The organism is Segatella maculosa DSM 19339 = JCM 15638 (genome assembly GCF_000382385.1).
GTDB lineage: Bacteria > Bacteroidota > Bacteroidia > Bacteroidales > Bacteroidaceae > Prevotella > Prevotella maculosa.
Genome location: NZ_KB908332.1, coordinates 1 through 22,071 on the forward strand (window position 1 = coordinate 1; position 22,071 = coordinate 22,071).

At 45.6% G+C, this 22,071-nt stretch carries 25 protein-coding genes and 1 pseudogene; 9 read left to right on the plus strand and 17 right to left on the minus strand.

From position 1 onward, the window contains the following. The first annotated feature begins 63 nt into the window (after positions 1 to 63). From H164_RS0110595 to H164_RS0110620, 6 genes are all read left to right on the plus strand, one after another. Positions 64 to 528, plus strand: a complete 465-nt coding sequence (locus tag H164_RS0110595; RefSeq protein WP_019968592.1) for a DUF1896 domain-containing protein — start codon at positions 64 to 66, stop codon at positions 526 to 528. Positions 529 to 668: 140 nt separating this feature from the next. After that, positions 669 to 1,016, plus strand: coding sequence for a hypothetical protein (locus H164_RS0110600; protein ID WP_019968593.1), 348 nt, complete (start codon positions 669 to 671; stop codon positions 1,014 to 1,016). A 361-nt stretch (positions 1,017 to 1,377) separates the two neighbouring features. Next, positions 1,378 to 1,809: a hypothetical protein gene (locus H164_RS0110605; protein ID WP_013265685.1), complete on the plus strand. Its 432-nt coding sequence runs from the start codon at positions 1,378 to 1,380 to the stop codon at positions 1,807 to 1,809. Positions 1,810 to 1,831: 22 nt separating this feature from the next. Next, positions 1,832 to 2,251: a PcfK-like family protein gene (locus H164_RS0110610; RefSeq protein WP_019968594.1), complete on the plus strand. Its 420-nt coding sequence runs from the start codon at positions 1,832 to 1,834 to the stop codon at positions 2,249 to 2,251. A gap of 4 nt (positions 2,252 to 2,255) precedes the next feature. Beyond that, positions 2,256 to 3,530, plus strand: coding sequence for a PcfJ domain-containing protein (locus tag H164_RS0110615; RefSeq protein ID WP_019968595.1), 1,275 nt, complete (start codon positions 2,256 to 2,258; stop codon positions 3,528 to 3,530). A gap of 436 nt (positions 3,531 to 3,966) precedes the next feature. After that, positions 3,967 to 4,428, plus strand: a complete 462-nt coding sequence (locus H164_RS0110620; protein ID WP_004384181.1) for an HU family DNA-binding protein — start codon at positions 3,967 to 3,969, stop codon at positions 4,426 to 4,428. Positions 4,429 to 4,516: 88 nt separating this feature from the next. On the opposite strand, the gene H164_RS0110625 is transcribed toward H164_RS0110620, so the two are convergent. The 16 genes from H164_RS0110625 to H164_RS0110700 all read right to left on the minus strand — a co-directional run bounded on the left by H164_RS0110625 (position 4,517) and on the right by H164_RS0110700 (position 17,204). After that, on the minus strand, positions 4,517 to 5,119 hold the full coding sequence (locus tag H164_RS0110625) for a type 1 glutamine amidotransferase family protein (protein WP_006045095.1): 603 nt from the start codon (positions 5,117 to 5,119) through the stop codon (positions 4,517 to 4,519). Between the two features lie 88 nt (positions 5,120 to 5,207). Continuing rightward, positions 5,208 to 5,714 carry a glycoside hydrolase family protein gene (locus H164_RS0110630; protein WP_008566134.1) on the minus strand — a complete coding sequence of 169 codons (507 nt, stop codon included), beginning with the start codon at positions 5,712 to 5,714 and terminating at the stop codon, positions 5,208 to 5,210. 11 nt (positions 5,715 to 5,725) lie between these two features. Next, on the minus strand, positions 5,726 to 6,184 hold the full coding sequence (locus tag H164_RS0110635) for a DUF3872 domain-containing protein (RefSeq protein WP_019968596.1): 459 nt from the start codon (positions 6,182 to 6,184) through the stop codon (positions 5,726 to 5,728). 12 nt (positions 6,185 to 6,196) lie between these two features. Beyond that, positions 6,197 to 6,787 carry a conjugal transfer protein TraO gene (locus H164_RS0110640; protein WP_019968597.1) on the minus strand — a complete coding sequence of 197 codons (591 nt, stop codon included), beginning with the start codon at positions 6,785 to 6,787 and terminating at the stop codon, positions 6,197 to 6,199. Next, the gene (gene traN, locus H164_RS0110645; protein WP_025830144.1) at positions 6,781 to 7,731 is read right to left on the minus strand and encodes a conjugative transposon protein TraN; all 951 of its coding nucleotides are present in this window, start codon (positions 7,729 to 7,731) and stop codon (positions 6,781 to 6,783) included. The genes H164_RS0110640 and traN overlap by 7 nt, the downstream gene beginning before the upstream one ends. Positions 7,732 to 7,780: 49 nt before the next feature. After that, positions 7,781 to 9,049 carry a conjugative transposon protein TraM gene (gene traM / locus H164_RS0110650; protein ID WP_019968599.1) on the minus strand — a complete coding sequence of 423 codons (1,269 nt, stop codon included), beginning with the start codon at positions 9,047 to 9,049 and terminating at the stop codon, positions 7,781 to 7,783. Further along, positions 9,042 to 9,344 carry a hypothetical protein gene (locus H164_RS0110655; RefSeq protein ID WP_025830145.1) on the minus strand — a complete coding sequence of 101 codons (303 nt, stop codon included), beginning with the start codon at positions 9,342 to 9,344 and terminating at the stop codon, positions 9,042 to 9,044. Before H164_RS0110655 ends, traM begins: the two co-directional genes overlap by 8 nt. A 4-nt stretch (positions 9,345 to 9,348) precedes the next feature. After that, positions 9,349 to 9,972 (minus strand): conjugative transposon protein TraK, encoded by a 624-nt coding sequence (gene traK / locus H164_RS0110660; protein WP_019968601.1) that lies wholly within the window; start codon positions 9,970 to 9,972, stop codon positions 9,349 to 9,351. 28 nt (positions 9,973 to 10,000) lie between these two features. Further along, entirely contained in the window at positions 10,001 to 11,038 is a 1,038-nt protein-coding gene (gene traJ / locus H164_RS0110665; protein ID WP_019968602.1) for a conjugative transposon protein TraJ, read from the minus strand. Positions 11,039 to 11,089: 51 nt separating this feature from the next. Further along, complete coding sequence (locus tag H164_RS0110670; RefSeq protein ID WP_025830146.1) at positions 11,090 to 11,719, minus strand: DUF4141 domain-containing protein; 630 nt, start codon at positions 11,717 to 11,719, stop codon at positions 11,090 to 11,092. A 27-nt stretch (positions 11,720 to 11,746) separates the two neighbouring features. Beyond that, positions 11,747 to 14,260, minus strand: a complete 2,514-nt coding sequence (locus H164_RS0110675; protein WP_019968604.1) for a TraG family conjugative transposon ATPase — start codon at positions 14,258 to 14,260, stop codon at positions 11,747 to 11,749. Continuing rightward, on the minus strand, positions 14,257 to 14,592 hold the full coding sequence (locus tag H164_RS0110680) for a DUF4133 domain-containing protein (RefSeq protein ID WP_019968605.1): 336 nt from the start codon (positions 14,590 to 14,592) through the stop codon (positions 14,257 to 14,259). Before H164_RS0110680 ends, H164_RS0110675 begins: the two co-directional genes overlap by 4 nt. A gap of 4 nt (positions 14,593 to 14,596) precedes the next feature. After that, the gene (locus H164_RS0110685) at positions 14,597 to 14,899 is read right to left on the minus strand and encodes a DUF4134 domain-containing protein (RefSeq protein WP_009011627.1); all 303 of its coding nucleotides are present in this window, start codon (positions 14,897 to 14,899) and stop codon (positions 14,597 to 14,599) included. 155 nt (positions 14,900 to 15,054) lie between these two features. After that, positions 15,055 to 15,870, minus strand: coding sequence for a hypothetical protein (locus H164_RS0110690; RefSeq protein ID WP_025830149.1), 816 nt, complete (start codon positions 15,868 to 15,870; stop codon positions 15,055 to 15,057). A gap of 32 nt (positions 15,871 to 15,902) precedes the next feature. Continuing rightward, a complete protein-coding gene (locus H164_RS0110695) occupies positions 15,903 to 16,415 on the minus strand; it encodes a DUF3408 domain-containing protein (RefSeq protein ID WP_019968607.1) in 513 nt (170 codons plus the stop codon). 9 nt (positions 16,416 to 16,424) lie between these two features. Continuing rightward, positions 16,425 to 17,204: a ParA family protein gene (locus H164_RS0110700; RefSeq protein WP_019968608.1), complete on the minus strand. Its 780-nt coding sequence runs from the start codon at positions 17,202 to 17,204 to the stop codon at positions 16,425 to 16,427. Between the two features lie 542 nt (positions 17,205 to 17,746). Here H164_RS0110700 and H164_RS0110705 point away from each other — a divergent pair. The 3 genes from H164_RS0110705 (at position 17,747) to mobC (ending at position 21,479) form a co-directional block, all read left to right on the plus strand. Then, entirely contained in the window at positions 17,747 to 18,127 is a 381-nt protein-coding gene (locus H164_RS0110705; RefSeq protein ID WP_019968609.1) for a plasmid mobilization protein, read from the plus strand. Beyond that, complete coding sequence (gene mobB / locus H164_RS0110710; protein WP_019968610.1) at positions 18,124 to 19,404, plus strand: conjugal transfer protein MobB; 1,281 nt, start codon at positions 18,124 to 18,126, stop codon at positions 19,402 to 19,404. The genes H164_RS0110705 and mobB overlap by 4 nt, the downstream gene beginning before the upstream one ends. 71 nt (positions 19,405 to 19,475) lie before the next feature. Beyond that, positions 19,476 to 21,479 carry a conjugal transfer protein MobC gene (gene mobC / locus H164_RS0110715; protein ID WP_019968611.1) on the plus strand — a complete coding sequence of 668 codons (2,004 nt, stop codon included), beginning with the start codon at positions 19,476 to 19,478 and terminating at the stop codon, positions 21,477 to 21,479. A gap of 253 nt (positions 21,480 to 21,732) precedes the next feature. On the opposite strand, the pseudogene H164_RS14575 reads toward mobC, so the two are convergent. Then, positions 21,733 to 22,059: pseudogene (locus H164_RS14575) on the minus strand (RteC domain-containing protein). Positions 22,060 to 22,071: the final 12 nt, after the last annotated feature.

The following is a 22,071-nucleotide window of genomic DNA, read 5'->3' on the forward strand; positions in this document are numbered from 1 at the left end:
ACAAGTTCAATGTTGCTATGGGCATCAACTCAAAATAATGTATAACCCTAAACCAAGAAGATTATGACAACTAAGAAAGAACTATCCTACTTCCGTCTGAAGTTAGAGAACTACCTCAGTGAGCATTTCCCCGAAATGCTGAGTGACAAACCATTCATAACGGCAAGAGCCGACGAAGCTCTTACCACCTACTGCGATGCAGTGGCACAAGGCTTCTCGCATCTCGAAGCTGAGAGTATGGCAAGCGAAGTGTTGTATAGAGGACTGCATTTCTCAAAGTACGACACGCTTGTATCTGTCTTGGAGAATGAGTTTGAGAAAGAACTGCCCTCCCCACTCCCCGAAAGACTATCCCCGATACTCCTGAAGAACAAGGCTGTGCAAAGCGTTTTCGACAAGTATGAACTCACGGACGATTTTGGCGCAAGTCCTGAGTATGAGAAACTCTACACCGAACTGACAGGAACAATCGTTCTGCTCATTGAGGTCAATGGTCTGCCAACGATAGGCGGTGAGAACATGACTTGATGCAGCACCATCGGGAGCTTTTGTAGTGTCAAGAGCCAAGATAAACGCTCCGCTCCACACGCCAAGAGTTTGTACCAACACTTGTCTTTGTGTAGCCTGCGCATCTTGTTATTGCTCTTGAACTATTCAAAGCTCCGATTATGAATACAATCATCATGAATCAAGATGTCCACACACCTGCCTTCATCAAGGCAGACGCATCGAACAAAAGCAATAACATCAAGCAGCAGCCGATTTCTTTCAAGCAAGTCCGCCGCTTCGGTTGGACACGCTTCATCGAACTCACTATCCTGCTTTCCATCATTATCAGTGTCGTTTGGCTTATCTCAAAGATAGTAACGCCACAGGTCGTTACCGCCGTGTCAGTCATTGCAGGCTTTCTGATACTGCGCTTTATTGTCAGAGTCATTCTCCAAGTTACCTTTACGCTGCTGAGCTTTCTCTTCTGGCTGGCGATACTCTGTGCCATCCTGCTTTGCGTGCTTTGAGAAGCACGACGATGTAATCTGTAAACACTTTCATTTATCGTTCATCAGGTGGTTATCTCGCATTTTGAGATAGCCACCTTTTCTGTTTTCCACTATGGGCGTTGTACTTTCGCTTCCTTTCCAATGCTCCACAATATGCGAAATGAAGAAAACGGATGCTGTTCCCTTTTTATCCGCAAAGGTAGTACGGGGGTTGTGGCTTTCAAAAGGTCAGTGCCGCTGGGTTTGTCTGGAAAATCTCCACACCTATGGGTAGTATTTTCCGCCAAAACCTTGTGCAAGCCTCGCCCCGCTACCTCTATTTTGCTACAAAAAGGAATCAGCATACTCCGATCTTTGGACGCATAAAAAAAATGTCGCTATGGATAAGCAAAAAGTAAATACAACATCTTCGATGAAAAGAAAAGGATATAGCTCCTCCTCTCATTACCGCATTAACTCTGTGGTTGGAAAAAGTGAGCAAGTGTTGGCAATTAAGTTTGTACAATGGGACGTTCCCCCTTTGGAGAGCCTTTGTAATAGCAAAGTATATCTCCTACGTGTGAAACTCTATTGTGGCGAGCGTATGAGCCGTGAGGAAAAGAATTGGCTATGTGAAGCGGTGAACTCTAATACCTACTTCCGTACTGCCGTTCCCCTACAAGGCTATCGCTTTGACTTCTTTGACGTGCTGAAGAAATACCTTGTCAATCAGTACGGACAATGGACAGAGTATTACGCACCCGATAGAACAAGCCTAAGAGCCTACCTGTATGGACGTATCAATCAAATAGTTGAAATTCCCAAGTATTAACAACATCAAAACATATACGACAATGAAAGGAACAGAACATTTCACACGGACAATAGCCGAGTATCTTAATCAGCGTGCTATGACAGACCCATTATTTGCCCCTAACTTGTTGAAGCCAAACAAGAATATCGAGGAGTGCATCACCTACATTCTTAATGAAGTGCAGAAAAGCGGTTGTAACGGCTTTGATGATGATGAAATCTTCTCTATGGCTGTTCACTACTACGATGAGGACGATATAGAGGTCGGCAAGGCTGTTTCTTGCCAAGTTGCCGTTAATCACGTTGTGGAACTAACGGAGGAAGAAAAAGCCGAAGCAAGGCAGGAAGCCATTAAGCAATATCAGCGTGAGGAACTTGCAAAGATACAGAGCCGTAACGCACGAGTGAAGAAGACTGAGAGTGTAGTAACCCAAGTACAACCATCCTTATTTGATTTTTAAGCCTATGAAACCAAGAAACAAATTTGAAAAGGCGGTTTTGGAACAAAGCAAGCATCTTCGCCCGATAACCAAGCAACAAAGCAAGTGGGCATTCCGTGAGTGCATAGACCACTTCTCCTACCGCTTGCCAAAAGGTCGTACCACTTGTATGGATTGTGGGCATAGTTGGGTAATGAACAAACATAGAGAAACTTGCACTTGCCCTCATTGTAGGGCAAAGTTGCAGGTCAAAGAAACCTATGAGCGCAAGTTGCAGCAGAAGCAATATTTCACCATACTTACCACTTGTGGAGAGTTTCAAGTATTGCGTATGTTCCTACTTATTGTGGGTATGGAGAAAGGTTACAAAGCACAGACTTCTATAATTGAGATTGGGCAATGTTGGTGGAATATGCAGGGACGAAAAGCCGTGGTTGCCATACAGAGGGTATTGGGACACTATGTTGATACCTTTTCCTATTATAGTCCTATGGCAATCCGTAACGATAATGAAGCCTATCAGCATATTGCCTACTCACCGATATATCCGAAGTTCAAGGTTACAGACATACTTCGTAGAAATGGTTTTAAGGATAATTTCTATGGTATCGTGCCTACCCAACTTATTCCTGCATTGCTTACAGACAGCCGTGTGGAAACATTACTAAAGGCAGGTAGCACAGACCATTTACGTTACTTTCTTGGCAACAGGAGGACTTTTGAGGAACTATGGCAGTCCTACAAAATTGCAGTTCGTAACGGCTATGAGATAGCAGGCATTTCTCTTTGGAGTGATTATGTAGATACACTTAGAAGATTAGGAAAGGATATTCATAATCCAAAGTATTTATGCCCCACAGACCTTAAAGACGAACACGACCGCAGGCACGAGGAACTTCTCAAACTGCGTGAAAGGGAGGAGATAGAACAGAAGCAGCAGAAGGCAATCGAAGATGAGAAACGCTTCAAGGAACTCAAATCCAAGTTTTTCGGTATCTGTTTTACGGACGGCATAATCCAAGTCCACGTGTTGGAGAGCGTGCAGGAACATTTGGAAGAAGGTGTATCAATGCACCATTGCGTATTTTCTAATGCATACTACCTTAAGGAAGACTCCCTTATCCTTTCGGCTACCATTGAAGGCAAGCGAATAGAAACCATTGAAGTATCATTACGAACTTTGGAAGTGGTGCAAAGTCGTGGGGTATGCAACAAGAATACGGAATATCACGAGCAAATTGTAAACCTTGTCAATGCCAATCGAGGTCTTATAAGCCGAAGAATGAAAGCAACAGCATAAAGTATGAACCATTAAATTATCAGAGATATGAAGACAGAGATTGAGGACATCATCTACAACTATGCGGATGAATTGAAAATTGGCGGACAAGGTGAAAGCCAAATACTGCATATTCTCATTAGGGTTATTAATTAACCATATCCAAATCTACAGAAGAGGTTTGTCAGTTTCTTCAAAAAGGGTCTACCTTTTCGGCAAAAAAGGTAGACCCTTTTGACGAAAAAGGTAGACCCTTTTCTGATAATAGGTAGATAGTTTTACTCATTTAGGTGAACCCCTTTGCGAAAAAGGGTTGATAAGTGTCAAAAGAAATATGTGCTTTTCTTGGAGATAATCAAGAAATTTCTTACCTTTTTGATATAAATCTATTAACAAGTTGAGGAGGATAAAGCCCCAGCCTCCAAAGGCTTAACAATCGGGGGCAACACTAATGACTATGGCGAACAGACCCATTGCTTATACGCTAAAGGAGCGTAAAGGAACAGTTGGAAATTTGAAAGGGAAAATCGTTGTGCAGGCTCATCCTACAGGACGAAAGAGAGTTGATCATCGTAGTTTCTGTGATGAAGTGGCACACGCTACAACGTTCACAGGTGCAGAAGTCGAGGCTGTTCTCAGACTTGCAGCTGAGATAGCAAAGAAGCACGTTGAGAACGGAGACATTGTAGACTTCGGAGACATCGGGACACTTACACCTTCTTTCCAGAGTAAATTGGTTGAGAAGGGAAAAACGGAGTTCAACCCAAAGGTTCATATTACGAAACCTGTGGTACATCTCACCCCTTCAAAGAAGTATTTTACACTTACTGGCGTGAGCTACGAACGTGTTTCAGCACCTGACAAGAAGTCTGGTGAGGAACATCCCAATCCAGGACCTCAGCCAGAACCGCATCCATAAAATAAGATGTATGTGTGATTGCTAACTATAAAATTGATGCGTGGAGACGATGTACTCCACGCATCAATTTTATTTAGTAGTATGACTACTATTTTACAAATCCATTCTTATAAAAGTCATACCAAGCTGCAATCTTTTCCGAGGTATTGGCTTTCAGAAGTAAGAGCATTTCACGAGTGAACTCCAAGTGACCAGTAATATTTGCTGTAACGATGTTTTTATCACTTACAGCCTGTGCGTTCACATATCCTGTTTCGTTCGTGTATCTTTCACCACCCCATTGTTTAAGTTGGTCGAGACCATTACCCGTATGTTTTACGTTGTTCAAGAAGCCATGAGCACACAGAAACGATGCTCCGTTGCATATCGCTCCTACTATTTTACCCTTATCCAATGCTTCTTGTACCAATGGCGCAACAAGTTCTGCTTCAGGTGAATCCCATCGATTGCCACCGATAAGGACTAAGGCTGCATAGTCTTTGGGCATATTCTCAAAAGAATAATCAGGTAACGTTTTGAATCCACCAATGGAACAGACTGCATCTAATGTCGGAGCAACTGTATGCACTCTGTACTTGATTTCACTACCTGGTATTACGCCAACATGAAGGGCTGTAGAGAGAAAAGCACCTTCCCAATCTGTGTACTCATTCAATAAGACGAAAAGTACCTTTTTTGTTTCTTTATTCATTGCTTATCCTATTTAATCGTAATACAAAGTTACAATTTTTCAGCAAAATAGAAACAACATCATAGGAATAATTCTTGGTTTAATATAGTCAGATGATAAAGAACAACGCAAACTCAACCTTTCGGCGTTTGACTAACCCATTCAAAACTTTACCCTTATATCGGCAAAACGAAACATACTCCCAATAGAAGTTTCTATCTCCAGCCTCTATCTTTCGCAGTAGCTTACTCTTTGGGTGCTTACCATATCCAAGCAATCGCCCTACACCCACATTGTAGGCAAGCAAGGTCAGCAGCAGGGCATCCTTACCATACCCTTTGAAGTGTTCAAAGCATTTCCAAAGGTCGGCACGGAGCAGGGAGTCTGCCTGCCGTTCCGTCATATCCGCTGTGAAACGCTCTCCTGGTTGCAGCTGATGCCCATATCCAACATACGGATAATTCTTCCAGCCGTGCATACCCTCAAAGTATTTCACTACGACAACTGCACGCTCAAAAGGTGGCAAGTCTGCCAGCCGCACCCTGCGCTGGGCAAGGGTCGGCTGACAGAACAGGCAGAATACACAAAGTAAAATGAAAGCATTTATCGTTCGCATCAATTATGGTCTTAGTGGCGAGAAGATGCAGGCTTATCCTTGCCCTCTTCCCGCTCGTTGTTAAAACTAAAGGTCAGCTGCTGAACCCTGCCGAAACTATCCTCCACATATACATCAATTGTCTGGCGGTCAGATGACAGCGAGGTGTAGTACAAGCGGAACACATCTTTTGTTAGCGGATAGCGGTCGTTCGGCTTGAATACCGTGCCATTATCCATTCTTAGCAAGCCCTTTCCGTCATACTGGAAATAACGTATCGTATAGCGAGTGTCGGCAAACTCACCGCCTCGTTTTAGCGTGCAGCGTATCTCAGCCGTCTGCCCCCTTATGATGTCCTTCTGAACTGGCATTGTCTCCACCGTAAACGGATAAGACTGCTGAACATCCAAATCCCTATCACAAGCAGATAGGCAAAACACGGCAAGGGACAGCACGCCGATTACCCAAATCGTATTCAATATATTCTTCATCTTTTCTTCTACTTAAAAGTTAAACCTTAGTCCTACTGAAATAGCAGGACGAAAACGATGCACGTCCGTTCCAAAGAGGAAACGTCCCTGCGCTTTTATAAGAAAGAGCACCCTGTCTGTTAGAAACACTTCCACCGAGCCATGCACGGCACCGCCATAGACAAAGCGGGAACGGTCGAGCAGTGTCGCCCCATCGGGCAGCAACTTCTTATCTCTATTTAGTTCTTCATAACCACACAGGGCAGAAACACCCACGTAAACCAACACATTCTTTCCTCTATCTGCAAGGACGGGTTGCATATAGCCCAAGTGCAGCAATATGTCTTTCATCGGGATATTGTAGCTGCGATAAGGCAAGTTCTGTTGTTCATATCCCAAAGACGCAAAGGTGTAGTTCTCCTTTTTGAGATAACGGGTAAGCGATATGCCTACACCGAAATTATCACCTGTAAAGGGTTTCTCACCTTTGATAAGCGGAACACTCCCTAAGACTTCAATCCCACGCTGTTTTGGAATAAGCCGCTGTGCATGCGATGGCAAGCTAAAGAGCATTGCCACCGCCACACAAACTATCACTGTAATATGATGTTTCATCTTTACCATTTGAGTTTGAGATTATCAATCTTCTTTGCCAACTGCAGGTCCTCTGCCGTTACATAGAAGGTCAGCGTGCGCCCTCCGTTTCGCTCATAGAGCGTTACCTCGAGTTGTTTGTCCTCCGAAAGCGCAAATTGCTCCAGCACAAACACAGCGTGTTCACTGCCCATGCCACGCACCTGCATCATCTGATGATAGGCGCGAAGCGGCTGCAATACCTGTTCCTGTATAGCGGTTCGCTTCGCCATCTTCTTATCAACCACCTTAAAGGTGATGAAATCCACCGAGTACGGCATGTTTGTGTCGTTTTCCATTCGAGTGTGGAAATACAGCAAGCCGTTATGGGCATACAAGCCACGAAGCAGGAACTTCATGCCGAACTGCTGAGCACCGATGTGCTTGATGCTGCGCCTGTCGTTCTGATAGATGGTCTGCATCATCAGTTTTACTAATACGGGCGACTCGTTACCGAGTTCCTTAAAGTAAATATCAGAGCGATTGCTTGGCAATCGTCCGTCCGTTGGTGACAGAAAGTCCTTCATCTCTATGCTGAGCTTCTCTGGCTCATCAGCATACTTTACGTTGAAAGCATAGAAAGAGCCGTCCTCACAGATGACACTCATATTGGTTTCCGTCTCAAAGTCCTTCACGGCAGCCTTCACACGCAGCACGTTCTCCGCATCCTCCGCCTTCCCTGCGATGATGTTCTGTGAGCCCAAGTCCACATAGCGGACGGCAGCGGGAAAGATAAGATGCACGGTCTTGTCGAAAGTAACGTCCAAGCCATACGGCAGGACAACACGAGCATTGGGAATGGCACGGCTCATCCCTTGAAAGAGCTCTCCAGAAGTAAGCGGACGGCTTGGTGTCAGACCATCATTGCTTTTCTGTGCTGTGGCTGTTGCTCCCACCATGGCAAGCATAGCCATTGATAAAATAATTTTCTTCATTGTTCCTTTTTTATTTGATGTTATTTTTTACTTATCATTTTCGATTGTTTTATTTGGACTGAACCAAGAAAAGGCGGTAGCCCCCTTTGAGCGTTACCTTGATGGTGCGCAGCTTCTTCTGAAGTAGCTGACTTGCACCCTGCATCACCCCACGGGCAGCCTCGGAGATAATCTGGTCCTTGGCAGAGGAAGCGAAGGTAAAGGATGTTCCCATTGAACCGCCGATGTTCGCCCCAACTTCCTTAAGCGCATTTACATCCTCCGAACCTGGTATATACACACCCTCCTGTCCATCTGTATCGTATGCCGAGAGCTTGACGGCTATGATATGCCCGTCCACCTCAATGCTTTTGATAAGCAGGTGCATACGGTTGCCCTCTATCTTGGCAACGGCTATCAGCCGGCTCTGCCGTGGAATGCGCAGCCCCTCTACCTTGGCACTTTCAAGCAGACGAAGCACCACATTGTCGCCCTCCTTGAGTGTCGTAGTCCTGTCCACCACAACCTTGAGCGTGTTGCGCATCGTGGGTGCAGCCGTGCTTGCAAGCGAATAAAAGCCCATATTACGAGCCTTCTTGCCGTATTCCTCCATAAAGTACACATCGCTCATCGGCTGATCAAGTGAAGATACTATCTGCCTACGCTCTGGCAGAACTTCCATTACAGGCTTCTCATTCTGCATGGTCTTGCCCTTAGCGGCTTCAAAGCCGCCTGCTGTATCTTCCGTTTTTTCATTTCCTGCCGCCAGACCATTATTGAAGGTAGGTGGAGTTGATGCTTTAGGAAGATACCTCGCTGCCATCTGATAGCTCTTTTCCATCAAGGCAAGCTGCCGTTTCTCTTCATTGTCCTCCCTGCTATCCTTTTGGGATAGCTCTTTTTTGAGGTTGTCTATCTCCGAACGCAAAGCCTCACGCTCCTGCTCGTGTGGGTCAGGAGCGTAGAAGGAGTTCAAGAGCCGATTATTCTCTTCATAGCGATGCATGGAGCTTTCTATCTTTGCCGTAGAAGCAGCCGTCTCTGCACGCTGCGCCTCTGATGGAGCAGTGTTCTGTGCGAAATAGTCTGATAGTCTGCCCATCTCCTCGCGGGTCTGTTCCTCCTCGTGTGCCTTGTCGCCCAATTCGTAGGCTTTGAGCTTGTTTTCGGTGAGCTTTTCTGTCGTTGCCTGCGGGATGCTGTCATTGAGTCCCTGCTCCGCTGCGGTCTTGTCCTTGCCCGATGGTGCGAAGATAAACCACATCGAGAGGGCAAACAGTAGTCCCAGACCTCCGAAGACCAGGCCTTTCTTCATTTGTTCTTTCTGTTTATTATCCATTTTCTTTGATTGTTTGATGATGTTGTAGGTAAAAATTGCCGTGTAACTCCTGTAAGGTGCTGTCCGTTCGTATGGGACTGTCCATCAGCTTTCCCGTGGGGATGGGTAGTTTCTCCTTCTTTGGAGGAAGGAAAAACTGCGCTATCATCCAGAGGGAGCAGATAAGATAGACAAGGCTCAATCCATAGACGATTTCCTTTCTCTGCCTTATCGTGAGCCGTTCACACCGATGGCGGAGCCATAGGTGAAAGCGCAGATAGTGACGTGAGAGTAAAAAGTTTCTTTTTCTTGCCATAGCCTTATCGTTTATAAGTCTGTATGTCCCTGTTCTCCTTAACGAGGAAGTTCTCCATCAGGAAGCCTTGTGGGTTGTTGTCCGAACGGACAGAGTTCTGCAACGTGCAGGTCGTAATGAGACTACGCTCCGTGACGTTACTCTGACGGACGATAAACTCCCGTGCATAGGTCGTTACCGCATAAGGGTAAGTATTAAAGTTGCAGTGGATAGAGTCCACCTCTATGCGCTGATTGATATTACCCGATATGGCACGGTTATAATAGCCCTTCTCTGCCAAGTCTTTGTAATAGTTGAAAGCCGACTTGTCACACAGCACAAAGGCACGTTCCATATTCTTCTCAATGGCATCCTTGTCGGGTGCAATGGTGAAGAACAGCTCATGGAAGCGACGCACGTGTTCTCTTGCCTCTACGGGACGGTTACGACTTGCATCCTGACTGAGGGCAAGCATGAGCGACTTGCCTTGGTCGAGCACATAGATTTTCTCCCGCTGCTCCTTGGCGAAGCTGTACGAGGCATAGACGGCATAACCGCTTACCGCCACGCAGACGATGGCGAAGACAAAGGCGTAGAGCCTTATCTGTCTGAATGAGGTCTTGATATTGTTAAGTGATTTGAATTCCATTTTTTTCTTTTCCTTTCTTTATTAGTGATTACTTTCCTTTGAGCAATACTCCCTTGATACGTCCACCGACATTGCCGATGACCGACCCGGCACCTGCCGCGGCATATCTTCCGCCCGTGTAGGCACTTTGTGCACCGCGTTGTGCAGCCTGATTGACATTGCGACCATAAGAGCCGATACCGCCTCCTGCTTCGATAATCCAGCCTGCAACGGTGGGAACGCAGAAGTAACCCACGATACCGATAAGGAAGAAGACGATGTAGTACCACGTCCCCGAATCAGGCAGGTAGTTGGGGTCACTGAGCGCTTCGATGTCCTTCTGTACCATCAGCACCTGTATCTTCGTAAGCAGTGCCGTAAGGATAGAGCTGACAGGCAGCCACAGGTAGACAGAGATATAGCGTGAGAACCAAGCCGTGAGCGAACCCGATAACCCGTCCCATACGGCAATGCCGAAGACTATCGGACCGAGAATGGAAAGGACGATGAGTATGAACGTGCGCAACGTGTCGATGATAAGCCCTGCGGCATGGAACAGCAGCTCCATGAGGTCGTGCACCAGCTTCATCACCCACTGCTTGGTCTGATAGGCAGCACGCTCGGCATACATACCCGCTATCGTCACGGCATCTTCGGGGCCGATGATACCCATCTCCTCAATTTTCTGGTCGAACTTCTCGTTGGACACCAAGTAGGCCGTTTCGGGGTTGCGCAGGTAGGCTTCCTCCTGCAAACGGTTACGCTTGGCGGTAAGTTCCGCCAAATTGGTCTCCTGCTGGTGTACCATCATCTCCGTTCCCTGCACTACAGGCGAGAGAACGGCATTCATCGTACCCAGTACGACTGTCGGAAAGAACATGATGCAAAAGCCCAGCACGAAAGGTCGGAGAAGCGGAAAAACGTCTATCGCCTGGGCACGGGCAATGGAAGCCCATACCCGAAGGGCAATGTAAAAGAGTGCTCCCAAGCCCGCAATACCCTTGGCAATGCCCGTCATCTGTGCACAGAGGGGCATCATCTCGTCATAGGTCGAGCGTAGCAGCTCATGTAAACTGGCAAAATCCATAAGCAAAAGTGTTTTATGAAATTTCTTTCAAGTTCTTTTAAGTCTATGGATTTACCAATACCTGCTTGCCGTATTGCCATAGAGTGCCTTGACAGAGGCAAGGTTATTCTTCTCACGGGCACGGACGTAACTTACGGAGATGTTTTTCCTTGTGTAGTACGATACGAGCGAGCGGTTTTCCCTCAGTGTGGTATAAATGTGGTCGATGGCCTGCATGCGCTCGTGGTCGTTCATCGAGAGGACACCCGACTTGACGATGGACTTGAGTTCTTTGAGACTCTCCCCGCTCTGCTCCAGAAGCTTGGCATAGCCCGAAGCCATCGCAGCAAGTTCTGAAGGGCGGAAGTTCTTGTCCGAGAGCATTTTCTTATACGAGGTGACGTAAATCTCCGAGATGTCGCCCACCATCAGGATGCACTCCTTGACCTTGTAGGCATCTCCGATGAGATTGTTCACCTTCTTAAGCGCATCGTAATACTTCTTGGTGTCGTTGTAGAGTTTTTCCACCTCCTTGAATCCGTCCAAGGTGTTCTTCACCGTCTTGGAGGCGGTGGCTATCTCCTTGACCGAATTGACGATGTTGCCGGCAAAATTGCCAGGGTCGGTTACTACCCACTGTGCGTGGGCTTTGGGAACAGAAAGGCTCAATCCTAAGAGAGCCATGAAAATGTACTTTTTCATTGTTACTATAGTTTTGATGGTTTATACTTATTTCTTTTTATTGTTTCTTTTCTCTATGGCAAGCTGACGAATAGCCGTTTCGATATCACCACTGAGCTGTGCCGCACGTTGCATCACCTCCACCTTCTCGGTTTCCTCCGTGGTGTAGGTGAGGTATTCCTCCATGCTCACCTCCGTGGCATAGACAGCACTCTGCATACCGCCCAGACCTATCCACACTTCCTTGTAGAGTCGGTTCGGGTCGTTGTTCTGATTGATGGAGAGAATCTGGCTCTTTTCCTTTTCCGAAAGACCGAGCATCGCCTGTATGCCGTCGAACTTGGTCATGTACTTGCGCTGGTCGAGCAGTATCTTGCAGTCAGAGTTATTAATAATACTTTCCTTGACAATGGGCGACTGAATGATGTCGTCCACTTCCTGCGTCACGACAATGGCTTCTCCGAAATACTTTCTCACCGTCTTATAAAGATACTTGATGTAGTCCGCCATGTTTGCCGAAGCTATGGCTTTCCACGCTTCCTCAATGAGTATCATCTTTCTGATACCCTTCAAGCGACGCATCTTGTTGATGAAGGCCTCCATGATGATAATCGTTACCACAGGAAAGAGGTCCTTGTTGTCCTTCACTTGGTCAATCTCGAAGACGATGAAGCGTTTAGAGAGCAGGTCGATATTCTTATCCGAGTTCAAAAGGAAGTCGTAGCGACCGCCCTTGTAATACTGCTTCAGTGTCGTCAGGAGGTTATTGATATTGAAGTCCGAGAGCGTCACCTTGATGTCACGCTTTTCCATATCCTTGCGGTACACGTCCCGCAGATACTCATAGAAAGTATTGAAACAGGGCGTAACGCTGTGGTCAGCACATATCAGCTCGATATAGGAGTTTACGGCAGAACCAAGTTCGCCTGCCTCGGTCTTCGTGATATGCTCGTCGGCACTCTTCCAGAGCGTGAGCAGCAGTGTACAGATACTCTCCCTTTTCTCTACATCGAAGAAGTAATCGTCCGTATAGAAAGGGTTGAAGGATATCGGACTTTCATTGGTATAGGTGAAATACACACCGTCCTCTCCCTTGGTCTTGCGGTGGATAAGTTCACACAAGCCCTGATACGAGTTTCCTGTATCGACCAAGAGGACGTGCGCCCCCTGCTCGTAATACTGACGTACCATGTGGTTGGTAAAGAAACTCTTGCCACTGCCCGAAGGGCCCAAGATAAACTTGTTGCGGTTGGTGATGACTCCCTTTTTCATCGGCAAATCCGATATGTCCAGATGAACAGGTTTTCCTGAAAGGCGGTCTGCCATCTTGATACCGAAGGGAGAGAGTGAGTCCTTATAGTTTGTCTCTGCCGTAAAGAAGCAGAGGGCAGGCTCGATGAAAGTATAGAATGACTCTTCTGCGGGAAAGTCTGCCGCATTGCCGGGAATGCCAGCCCAGTAGAGCGTTGCCGCATCAATGGTGTTGTGGCGTGGTCGGCATTCCATCAAGGCAAGGGCAGAGCCGACATCGTTCTTGATTTGGCGGAGTTCCTCCTTGTCGCTGCTCCATGCCAGCACATTGAAATGGGAACGGATGGATGTCAGTCCCTGTGAGTGGGCAATGTTGAGATACTCCTGTATCCACTCCTCGTTGATTTGGTTGCTACGGCTGTAGCGTGCCAGCGAGTGCATGTTTCTTGCCTGCTTCTCAAAGCGTTCCAGATTGGCGTCGCTATCCTCGATGAAGAGGTACTGGTTATAGATATGATTGCAGGGTAGCATCAACCCTACGGGCGAGGCAAAGGAAAGACGGCAGTCGCTCCTGTCGGTTGATAGTCGCTCATACCGGCTGTCCGTGCTGACCGTTGTCGGCAGGTCATCCGTATCGGAAAGCGTATGCAGGCACAGGCGATTGTCGCCCACACGCACAAGGTCTGCGCCCAGACGGATGTCCTCCAAAGACGCATGCCCTTCTTCTGATAGAGAGAAATACCTGTCGAGTAGTCCTCCTTTTTCATTTGTGCCAACCAACTCTTCTTCTGTCATGCGGACAATCCTTATCTGCTCGGTATCGTTGATGATACGCTCGAACTGGTCTACGGCTTCCATAAACTTCATCACCTCGTCCTTGTTGGTGATTTCCTTGGGTAACAGATGTCCACGACAAAGCGAAGAAAAATTGCTCTGCTGTGCCATGCGCTGCTTGTTCGTCTTGGTAAGGAAGAGATAGACTGAATGGTGGAGATACGGACGCTCGTTGAAATGCCGTTCAGAGGAACGGGCAAGGAAGCTCAGTCCGCCATCGGAGAGCTTTCCTTGGTAGTCCTCCTTGATGAACCAGTCCTGCTTGTGTACGATGCTGTAATTGGGTAGCACTTTTATAGCCTTGTGCCAAGCCGAGTGCATCGCCTCGTATTCGGCAGAGGTGACAGTGAAGAGTTCGGGCAGTTCCACACGGAATGCCACGGTGATGTCTGCGTCCTTGCTCACCATACAGCCCTGTTCGACGGAGAGCAGCGGAAACTTTGATTCAAGGGTCGTTATCTTGCTTTTATTTCTCATTTCTTTGCTTTCTTTGGTTGAAGGTTACGGATAAGGTGGCAGACCGTTCGGCGGTTCACAAGGTAGCGTGGGTACATACGCACTGCTCCTTTTTTCATTAGTCCGTATTGCCCGTACTTTCTATTCATGGTGAACGTTTGCCATACCACAAGGCTGGCACCCACTACACCTATGACAAGACAGGTAATTTGGCTGACTCCACAGAGATAGAGAATGACCACAAGAATGAAGACTGCCAGCAGTCCTCCTGCAAAGAGGAAGAGGTACTGCGCCTTCAAGCCCTTGAACTCTACCGTCCGACCTACACCCTTGTTGATTTCAAATGATGCCATCGCCTTACAGGAAGAAGCTTCTCAGGATAGTGGCTGCCACGATGAGAAAGATACACGCACCGAACCAAGAGGCTGCGGTCTTGCTCGTATCGGGATCACCACTTGAGAACTTGTTGTACACTTTTATTCCTCCTATCAACCCCACTACTGCCCCTACAGCATAAATGAGCTTCGTGCCGGGATCGAAGTAGGAGGTTACCATTTTTGTAGCTTCATTGATTCCGGCAATGCCGTTGCCCTGTGCGTATGCTCCTATGGCGGTAGCCGTCAGCAGGAACAGCATTGTGATTTTCTTTTTGTTGTTCATTGTTCTTTTTATTTTAAGTTGTTAAATGAATTGTTTTCTTTTAGATAGAGGTGGTAAGGGGTGGCTCGGTTTTATTGTATGGCTGATATTGGTTGATTGTTTTACTTTTGAGCCACCCCTTGAACACCGTACAATATGAACAAAAACACTAAGTTTTACAAATAGTATGAAAGTGGACGGTCAGCTTCTTCCGATGTCTCGCTATTGCCGCTCTCTACATTTGAGTTCGTTTCAAAGTCAGAAGAAGAGTTTATATTATTTTCCTCTAATTCCGCTTCTTCCACCTTGCGAATGGCAGCAAGTAGCTTTTGATGGTCTTTCTCCTGCTTGAGCGTTGCCTCCTTAATGTAGTCCATTAGCTGTGTACCCCGTATCGCTTGCAGCGTGTCCTGCACCTCCGTTTCGTTTTCCTCATCAAGTGCATCGTCATTTCTGTGCCAGCCGTTGACACGGGACAAGTCCCTTGTAAGGATTGCCGATGGTGAGACTTCGGGTAAAGAATCGTCTGCAATATGCAGTTCTTCACGGATAATAGCGTCTTCGTCAGACTCGTCCATTGTATAGTCAACCTGCATTTCATTGTCATCATCCGTTTCTTTCTCACCTTCTTTTTCTTTGGATACAGATGAGTTTTTCTCTGCAAAAGTATTAGGTTTTTCATCAGGATTTTCAGAGGAGGGAACAGCGGGAACTTCTGAGATTTTTCGTGAATTGGTAGCAACCTCTTTTGATAGCTCTTCATATTGCTCCCTATATGATTTACTCTTACCAACAAGCACTTGACGTGCCTGTTCAAGCTGGTCTTGCGTAGCAGAAGAAGTACTCTGCTTTTGTTTCTGCTTGTTTTTCTTCTCGCACGCTTTCTCCAATCTACGGCGCGCTATACGGAACTGCTGCCAAAGGAAGAGTATTCCAATGAACACCCATACTACTATCAGAAGCAGAAGAATGTTGAATAGTATTGTTTGCATAATGGTGATGTTGTTTGTCATTTATTCTATGTTCAAAAGTCTATTGCCACCTTGCGTCGATGCTTTGCAGTGGCATTATTGAGCAGTTCCTTATGTTCTTTAAGGTGTTCACGGAGAATATTGTCAATATAACAAGCCATCGATACCCGCTCACCTAAGTCCTGTAAAATGTTTCTCAGCACTTGGAGTGTATCAGCACTCATAGTAAAATTGGTCCGCTCCCGAAGACGGATTGACTGTAAATAGCGTGTTCGGTAGTCCTCCAAGGAAATCCGAGGTGTTTCCGCACTTCTCTCATATCCTCTCTCGTGGCTTTTACACAAGGTTTTGTCCTGCGTATCGTCCGAGGTAGACATAAGCTCCTTTACCAGATGTTGTTTTTCCTTTTGATTGGTACTGACCTCTGGCTTCACGTCCTCTTCATCTTCCTCATCAGGTGGGTCAAAAGACACTGTTTCCTTGGGTGGTGTCTTCATCACCCCGTCTTCTGCCATTTCTTTAAGCTTGGCTTCCAATCTCTGCCGTTGTTCCTGTATCCTTGCCATAGTGCTATCTTATTTAAGTTGAATATGGGTAAGCAATTCCTCTGTCAGCTCTTCAATGCCGGTCCCAATTCGTAAAGCCTTATTGGGAGGTAGGTAAGTGGAACGGAATACTCCACGGAATCCATATTGCTCTAGTTCATGGCTGAAGCGGTGAGCAGCATAGACATGCTGATTAAGTAGCGTGTAATCTTCGTTCTTGATATACCTACTATAGTGTTCTATGAGCGTGTTCTTAACTCTTCGGTCAACCTTGTTCCATAGGAGAATGACTTCCTTGATACGGACACTTGACATGGATACACCCAAGTCGTTCACCGCCTTGATATAGGTAAGACAGGCAACCATCGACTGCACGTCTGGCTCTAAAGGTGAAAGAATATAGTCCATCTCCAGCGATAGCTGCAAAAGGTCACTTGTACCAGCATGACCAGGAAAGTCGAAAATGACCAAATCAAACTTCTCAGACGGATGTTTACGGATATACTCGTTAGCCCTTTCTATTGCCTCCTTAGGGTCTGCCTTGAGGATGCGATAGGCTGTACGCTTCAAAGAGTAGAAATGTTGCTTCATCTGCTTAGAAAGCTGTGGATCACTTTCAATGCAAGCCTTTTCCCTTTCACGGAGTTTATAGAATGAGTCCTGAGACAAGTCACAGTCTACTACAAAAAGATGGATATTTCTTTCGTAGTAAAGAATGCTGCTGACAATCTCAGCCAAAGTGCTTTTGCCAACACCTCCCTTTTGAGAGGAAAAGCCCAGGAATATGGGCAATGTTTGTATCTGTGCCATACTATAGATATTTTAATCGTTTGAACTATAATTTGAATGGTAGGTCGTTAGAGTAATCGTCAGAGCGAATTATTAATTCTTTTATCTGTCGAAACACCGAATTATCTATCGTTTTATTTGTCGATTTGTCGACATATCGATAGTTCTATCTGACGATATTTTGAACTATTGAAATAGAGTTCGTCATATCGTTCTTTAAATAGTTCTATCGAACGATATTCCGTTCGTTTTATCTGCAAAATAAAAGCTTTTTCGATAGATATTTCTATACGATAGAAGTACAGGGAAATGCAAGGAAAAAGAGTGAACATCATTGATAATGAGATATTTGAAAACTCGCCGTAACTTTGCAGGCAGATAGAAGATATGGAGGTATACTCTTAGAAACAGACAGCCTGAAAGGTGGATGCTTCTATTGCATCAACTCTTGATATTGGCAAGGTGTGTCTTTGTCCGACAAACTTCGTTTTTGCCGACAAAGCCCCTTGCCCCGAAGGGGAGATGAATTACTCCAAAGTCGTAATTAGATAAAGATAAAAACAATGAACGAAAAGATAGAACGATGGGACAGATGGGATACCCGTCTTCCCAAGCCCAAAGACCAGCAAAGGGCGATAGATTTGTTTCAGCGTTCGGGTGCAGAAACCAAGTCGGATTTCGTACGCGCTCGCATTCTTGGAGAGAGTTTCAAGGTGATTACGGTGGATAAATCCGCCGTGGAATATTACCGAAAACTCTCTGAATTGACGGCACAAATCCATAAGATTGGTGTGCTCTATAACCAGACAGTGCGTGCCATCAACAGCTATCACAGCGTAAAAACTGCACAGATCCTGCTTGAAAAGTTAGAGCATTTATCGGCTCAAATCATTGTCTTGCAGGAACAGGCTATCAGTCTTACCATAGACTACCGTAAGAAATGATTGCCAAGATTTCTGTAATGGAAAACCTTGGAGGGGCATTGGGTTACAACTTCAAGAAAGTAGAGAAAGAGAAAGCAAGCATTCTTCTTGCTCAAGGCTTGTATCAAAACAAAGAGGAAACTTATACGATGACAGAGGTGTTTGCCGATATGCAAGCAGTTATCCCGGAGAAATGTCGAACAAAAAAGATGGTATTCCATTGTTCGCTCAATCCGCATCCGGACGATAAACTCTCCGATGAAACACTCACACAGATAGCCAAGGAGTATATGGAAGCACTCGGTTATGGCAAGCAGCCCTATATCGTGTTCAAGCACAACGACATCGCCCGTGAGCATATCCATATCGTTTCACTTCGAGTGGACAATCGTGGTCAGAAGATTAATGATAAGTTTGAGAAAAGGAGGAGCAAGAAGATTACCGATACCTTGGAAAAAAGGTTTGGTCTCATTCCAAGTTCAAAGGTCAGAGATAATGTGGAAACAGAAACGCCCAAGGTGGACATTGATAGAGGAAACATCAAGGAGCAGGTGGCAAATGTTACCCGCATGGTACTGAAACATTATAAGTTCTGTTCATTAGGAGAGCTGAATGCCATTCTTTCCCGATACCATCTTGCAGTAGAAGAAGTGAAGACGGAGTTTCGGAGAAAGAAGTATGACGGACTGGTTTATGTTCCAACTGATGATAAGGGCGACAAGGTAGGCACACCCATCCACGCCTCGGACATCGGTCGTGGTGTGGGCTATACTGCCGTACAGAACAGGATGCAGAAGTCGAAACAAAACGTCAAACCACTGATACCAACCGTCAGGAACAAAGTGTTAAAAACTATGCGTACCTCTCCCAATACGGAGAAAGAACTTCAGCAAAGACTGGAGGAACAAGGCTTGCGTGTGTTTATCCGAAAGAACGAAAGTGGACGTATCTATGGCATTACCTTTATTGATGATAAAGCGGGCATTGCGCTCAATGGTTCTCGATTAGGTAAGGGATATGCCGCCAATGTATTCAATGGCTATTTCTCTAATCCTGCTCATAACCCATTCTTGGACGAAACGCTGTATGGCAATCCGTCTGTCCGTTTGGAACAATCAGCAACTGTCCAGCCTTTACAATCCAATGCAGAAGAAGGGGATAACCTTATCGATGAACTTATCGAGGATATGGCAGATGGGTTTTTCCTACCTACGGGCAACGATGATTGGAAGGAAGCGGTATGGCAACGCAAACTCCACAGACAAAGTAAGGTAAGTCTTAAACGCAGGAAGCGCTAAGTACACTATTCAAATAATATTCAAAAACTTTTCAAATAGTATTCAAACGATATTCTAAATAAAACTGCATTATGGCACAAGAAGATGATTTAAGGGCATTAGGTAAAGTCATGGACTTTATGCGGGGTATATCGGTGATATTCCTCTTGATAAATTGTTATTGGTTCTGCTACGAGGCTTTTCATGTCTGGGGTTTTACGCTTGGCATCATTGATAAAATTCTGATGAACTTCCAGCGCACCACGGGATTATTTTCGTCTATCCTTTGGACAAAACTCTTTTGTGTGGTTTTCCTTGCCTTGTCCTGCCTTGGGACAAAAGGCGTGAAAGAGGAGAAAATCACTTGGCCAAAGATTTGGACGGTGCTTTTCTCAGGCTTCGTTTTTTTCTTTCTCAATTGGTGGCTGCTGGCACTGCCCATCGGCAAGGTTGGGGCAGCTTCCCTCTATATATTTACACTTTCCGTTGGCTATATCTGTCTGCTGATGGCAGGTGTATGGATGAGCCGACTGCTGAAGAACAACCTGATGGACGATGTGTTCAATACGGAGAATGAGAGCTTCATGCAAGAAACCCGACTGATGGAGAATGAGTATTCTGTCAATCTGCCTACACGTTTTTACTATAAGAAGAAGTGGAATAATGGCTGGATTAACGTAGTCAATCCCTTCCGCGCCTCGATGGTACTCGGCACACCGGGGTCGGGTAAGTCCTACGCTATCGTGAACAATTATATCAAGCAGCAAATAGAGAAAGGCTTTGCCATGTATATCTACGACTATAAGTTTCCCGACCTTTCCGAGATTGCTTATAATCACCTGCTTCAGCATTTGGATGCTTATAAGGTAAAACCGCAGTTCTATGTAATTAACTTTGACGACCCTCGAAGAAGCCATCGCTGCAACCCTATCAATCCTGCCTTTATGACGGATATATCGGACGCTTACGAAAGTGCCTACACCATCATGCTCAACTTGAACCGTTCGTGGATACAAAAACAGGGAGATTTCTTTGTGGAGTCGCCGATTATCTTATTGGCAGCCATCATTTGGTTTCTGAAAATCTATGAGAACGGAAAGTATTGTACTTTTCCTCATGCCATCGAGTTCCTGAACCGCCCCTACGCACAGATATTTCCTATACTCACTTCCTATGATGAACTTGCCAACTACCTTTCGCCTTTCATGGACGCTTGGGAGGGTGGAGCGCAGGACCAGTTGCAGGGACAGATTGCCAGTGCCAAGATACCGCTTTCGCGTATGATAAGCCCTGCCCTTTATTGGGTGATGACGGGCGATGATTTCTCACTTGACATCAATAACCCTAATGAGCCGAAAGTCCTTGTTGTGGGTAACAACCCCGACCGCCAGAATATCTATTCGGCTGCACTTGGACTTTACAACAGCCGTATCGTAAAGCTCATCAACAAGAAGAAGCAACTCAAATCCTCGGTGATTATCGATGAGTTGCCAACGATTTACTTCCGTGGATTGGATAATCTCATAGCCACAGCACGAAGCAATAAAGTGGCAGTGTGCTTGGGCTTTCAGGACTTTTCACAGCTCACCCGTGATTATGGCGACAAGGAGAGCAAGGTAATTCAAAACACGGTGGGCAACGTGTTCAGTGGTCAAGTGGTGGGAGAAACAGCCAAGACACTTTCTGAGCGGTTTGGAAAGGTGCTCCAGCAACGGCAGTCGATGACCATCAACCGAAACGACAAGTCTACTTCCATTTCTACGCAGATGGACAGTCTTATTCCAGCATCCAAAATCAGTAACCTCACACAGGGAATGTTTGTTGGTGCTGTGTCCGACAACTTCGACGAGCGTATCGACCAGAAGATTTTTCATGCTGAGATTGTGGTGGATAGTGCCAAGGTATCTGCAGAAACAAAGACCTACGAACCAATTCCCACGATTGCAGACTTTACGAACGAAGATGGCTCCGATAATCTCAAAGAGACCATCGAAGCTAACTATCGCAAAGTCAAGGAAGAAATTCTCTCGTTAGTTGATTCAGAGATTATGCGTATTAAGAATGATCCGAAGCTTGCTCATTTAATCAAAATGTAATCCTTTCATCTATACATCATTAATTATGGATTTGATTATTCCCAATAAGAATCAAAGGTATGATCTCTGTAAATCTCACAACGATTTCGTTCAAAATTGAGTATATTAATATTATAGCCTATTTTCTCATAATGCATTAAATACGGAAACAAGTGCTTCCAACCTCAGAGGATATAGCCAAAAAGTTGGAAGTGCTTATCAAAGAATGAATGAAGGGAGATATTACAGAGTCGGAATATCTCCCTTTGATTTACTACTTCTTGAACTTGCCGCCTTTCAGGTCGCTCCCCACCATCCGCTTATTGATTTTTTCACGGAGTTAGTCAAGGAAATAAGTGCGACTGTCATCTTTGCGATGCTTTATATTCATATATACGTTGTAGCAGTTCTTTATCTCCACTCCGAAGATTTCAGAGAGTGTGTGTGCCAATTCCTCCATACCAATTTCTCCATTACTGATACAATTGCAGGTGTCGAAAGCATACAAGAGTTCGACTAAATAATAAACAGAAATACCAGAAGACAATGATAAAATTGTTACTCCAGCAAAAAAATGAAACTTAAATGTCGTTATTTTCATTGCCTGATGTCT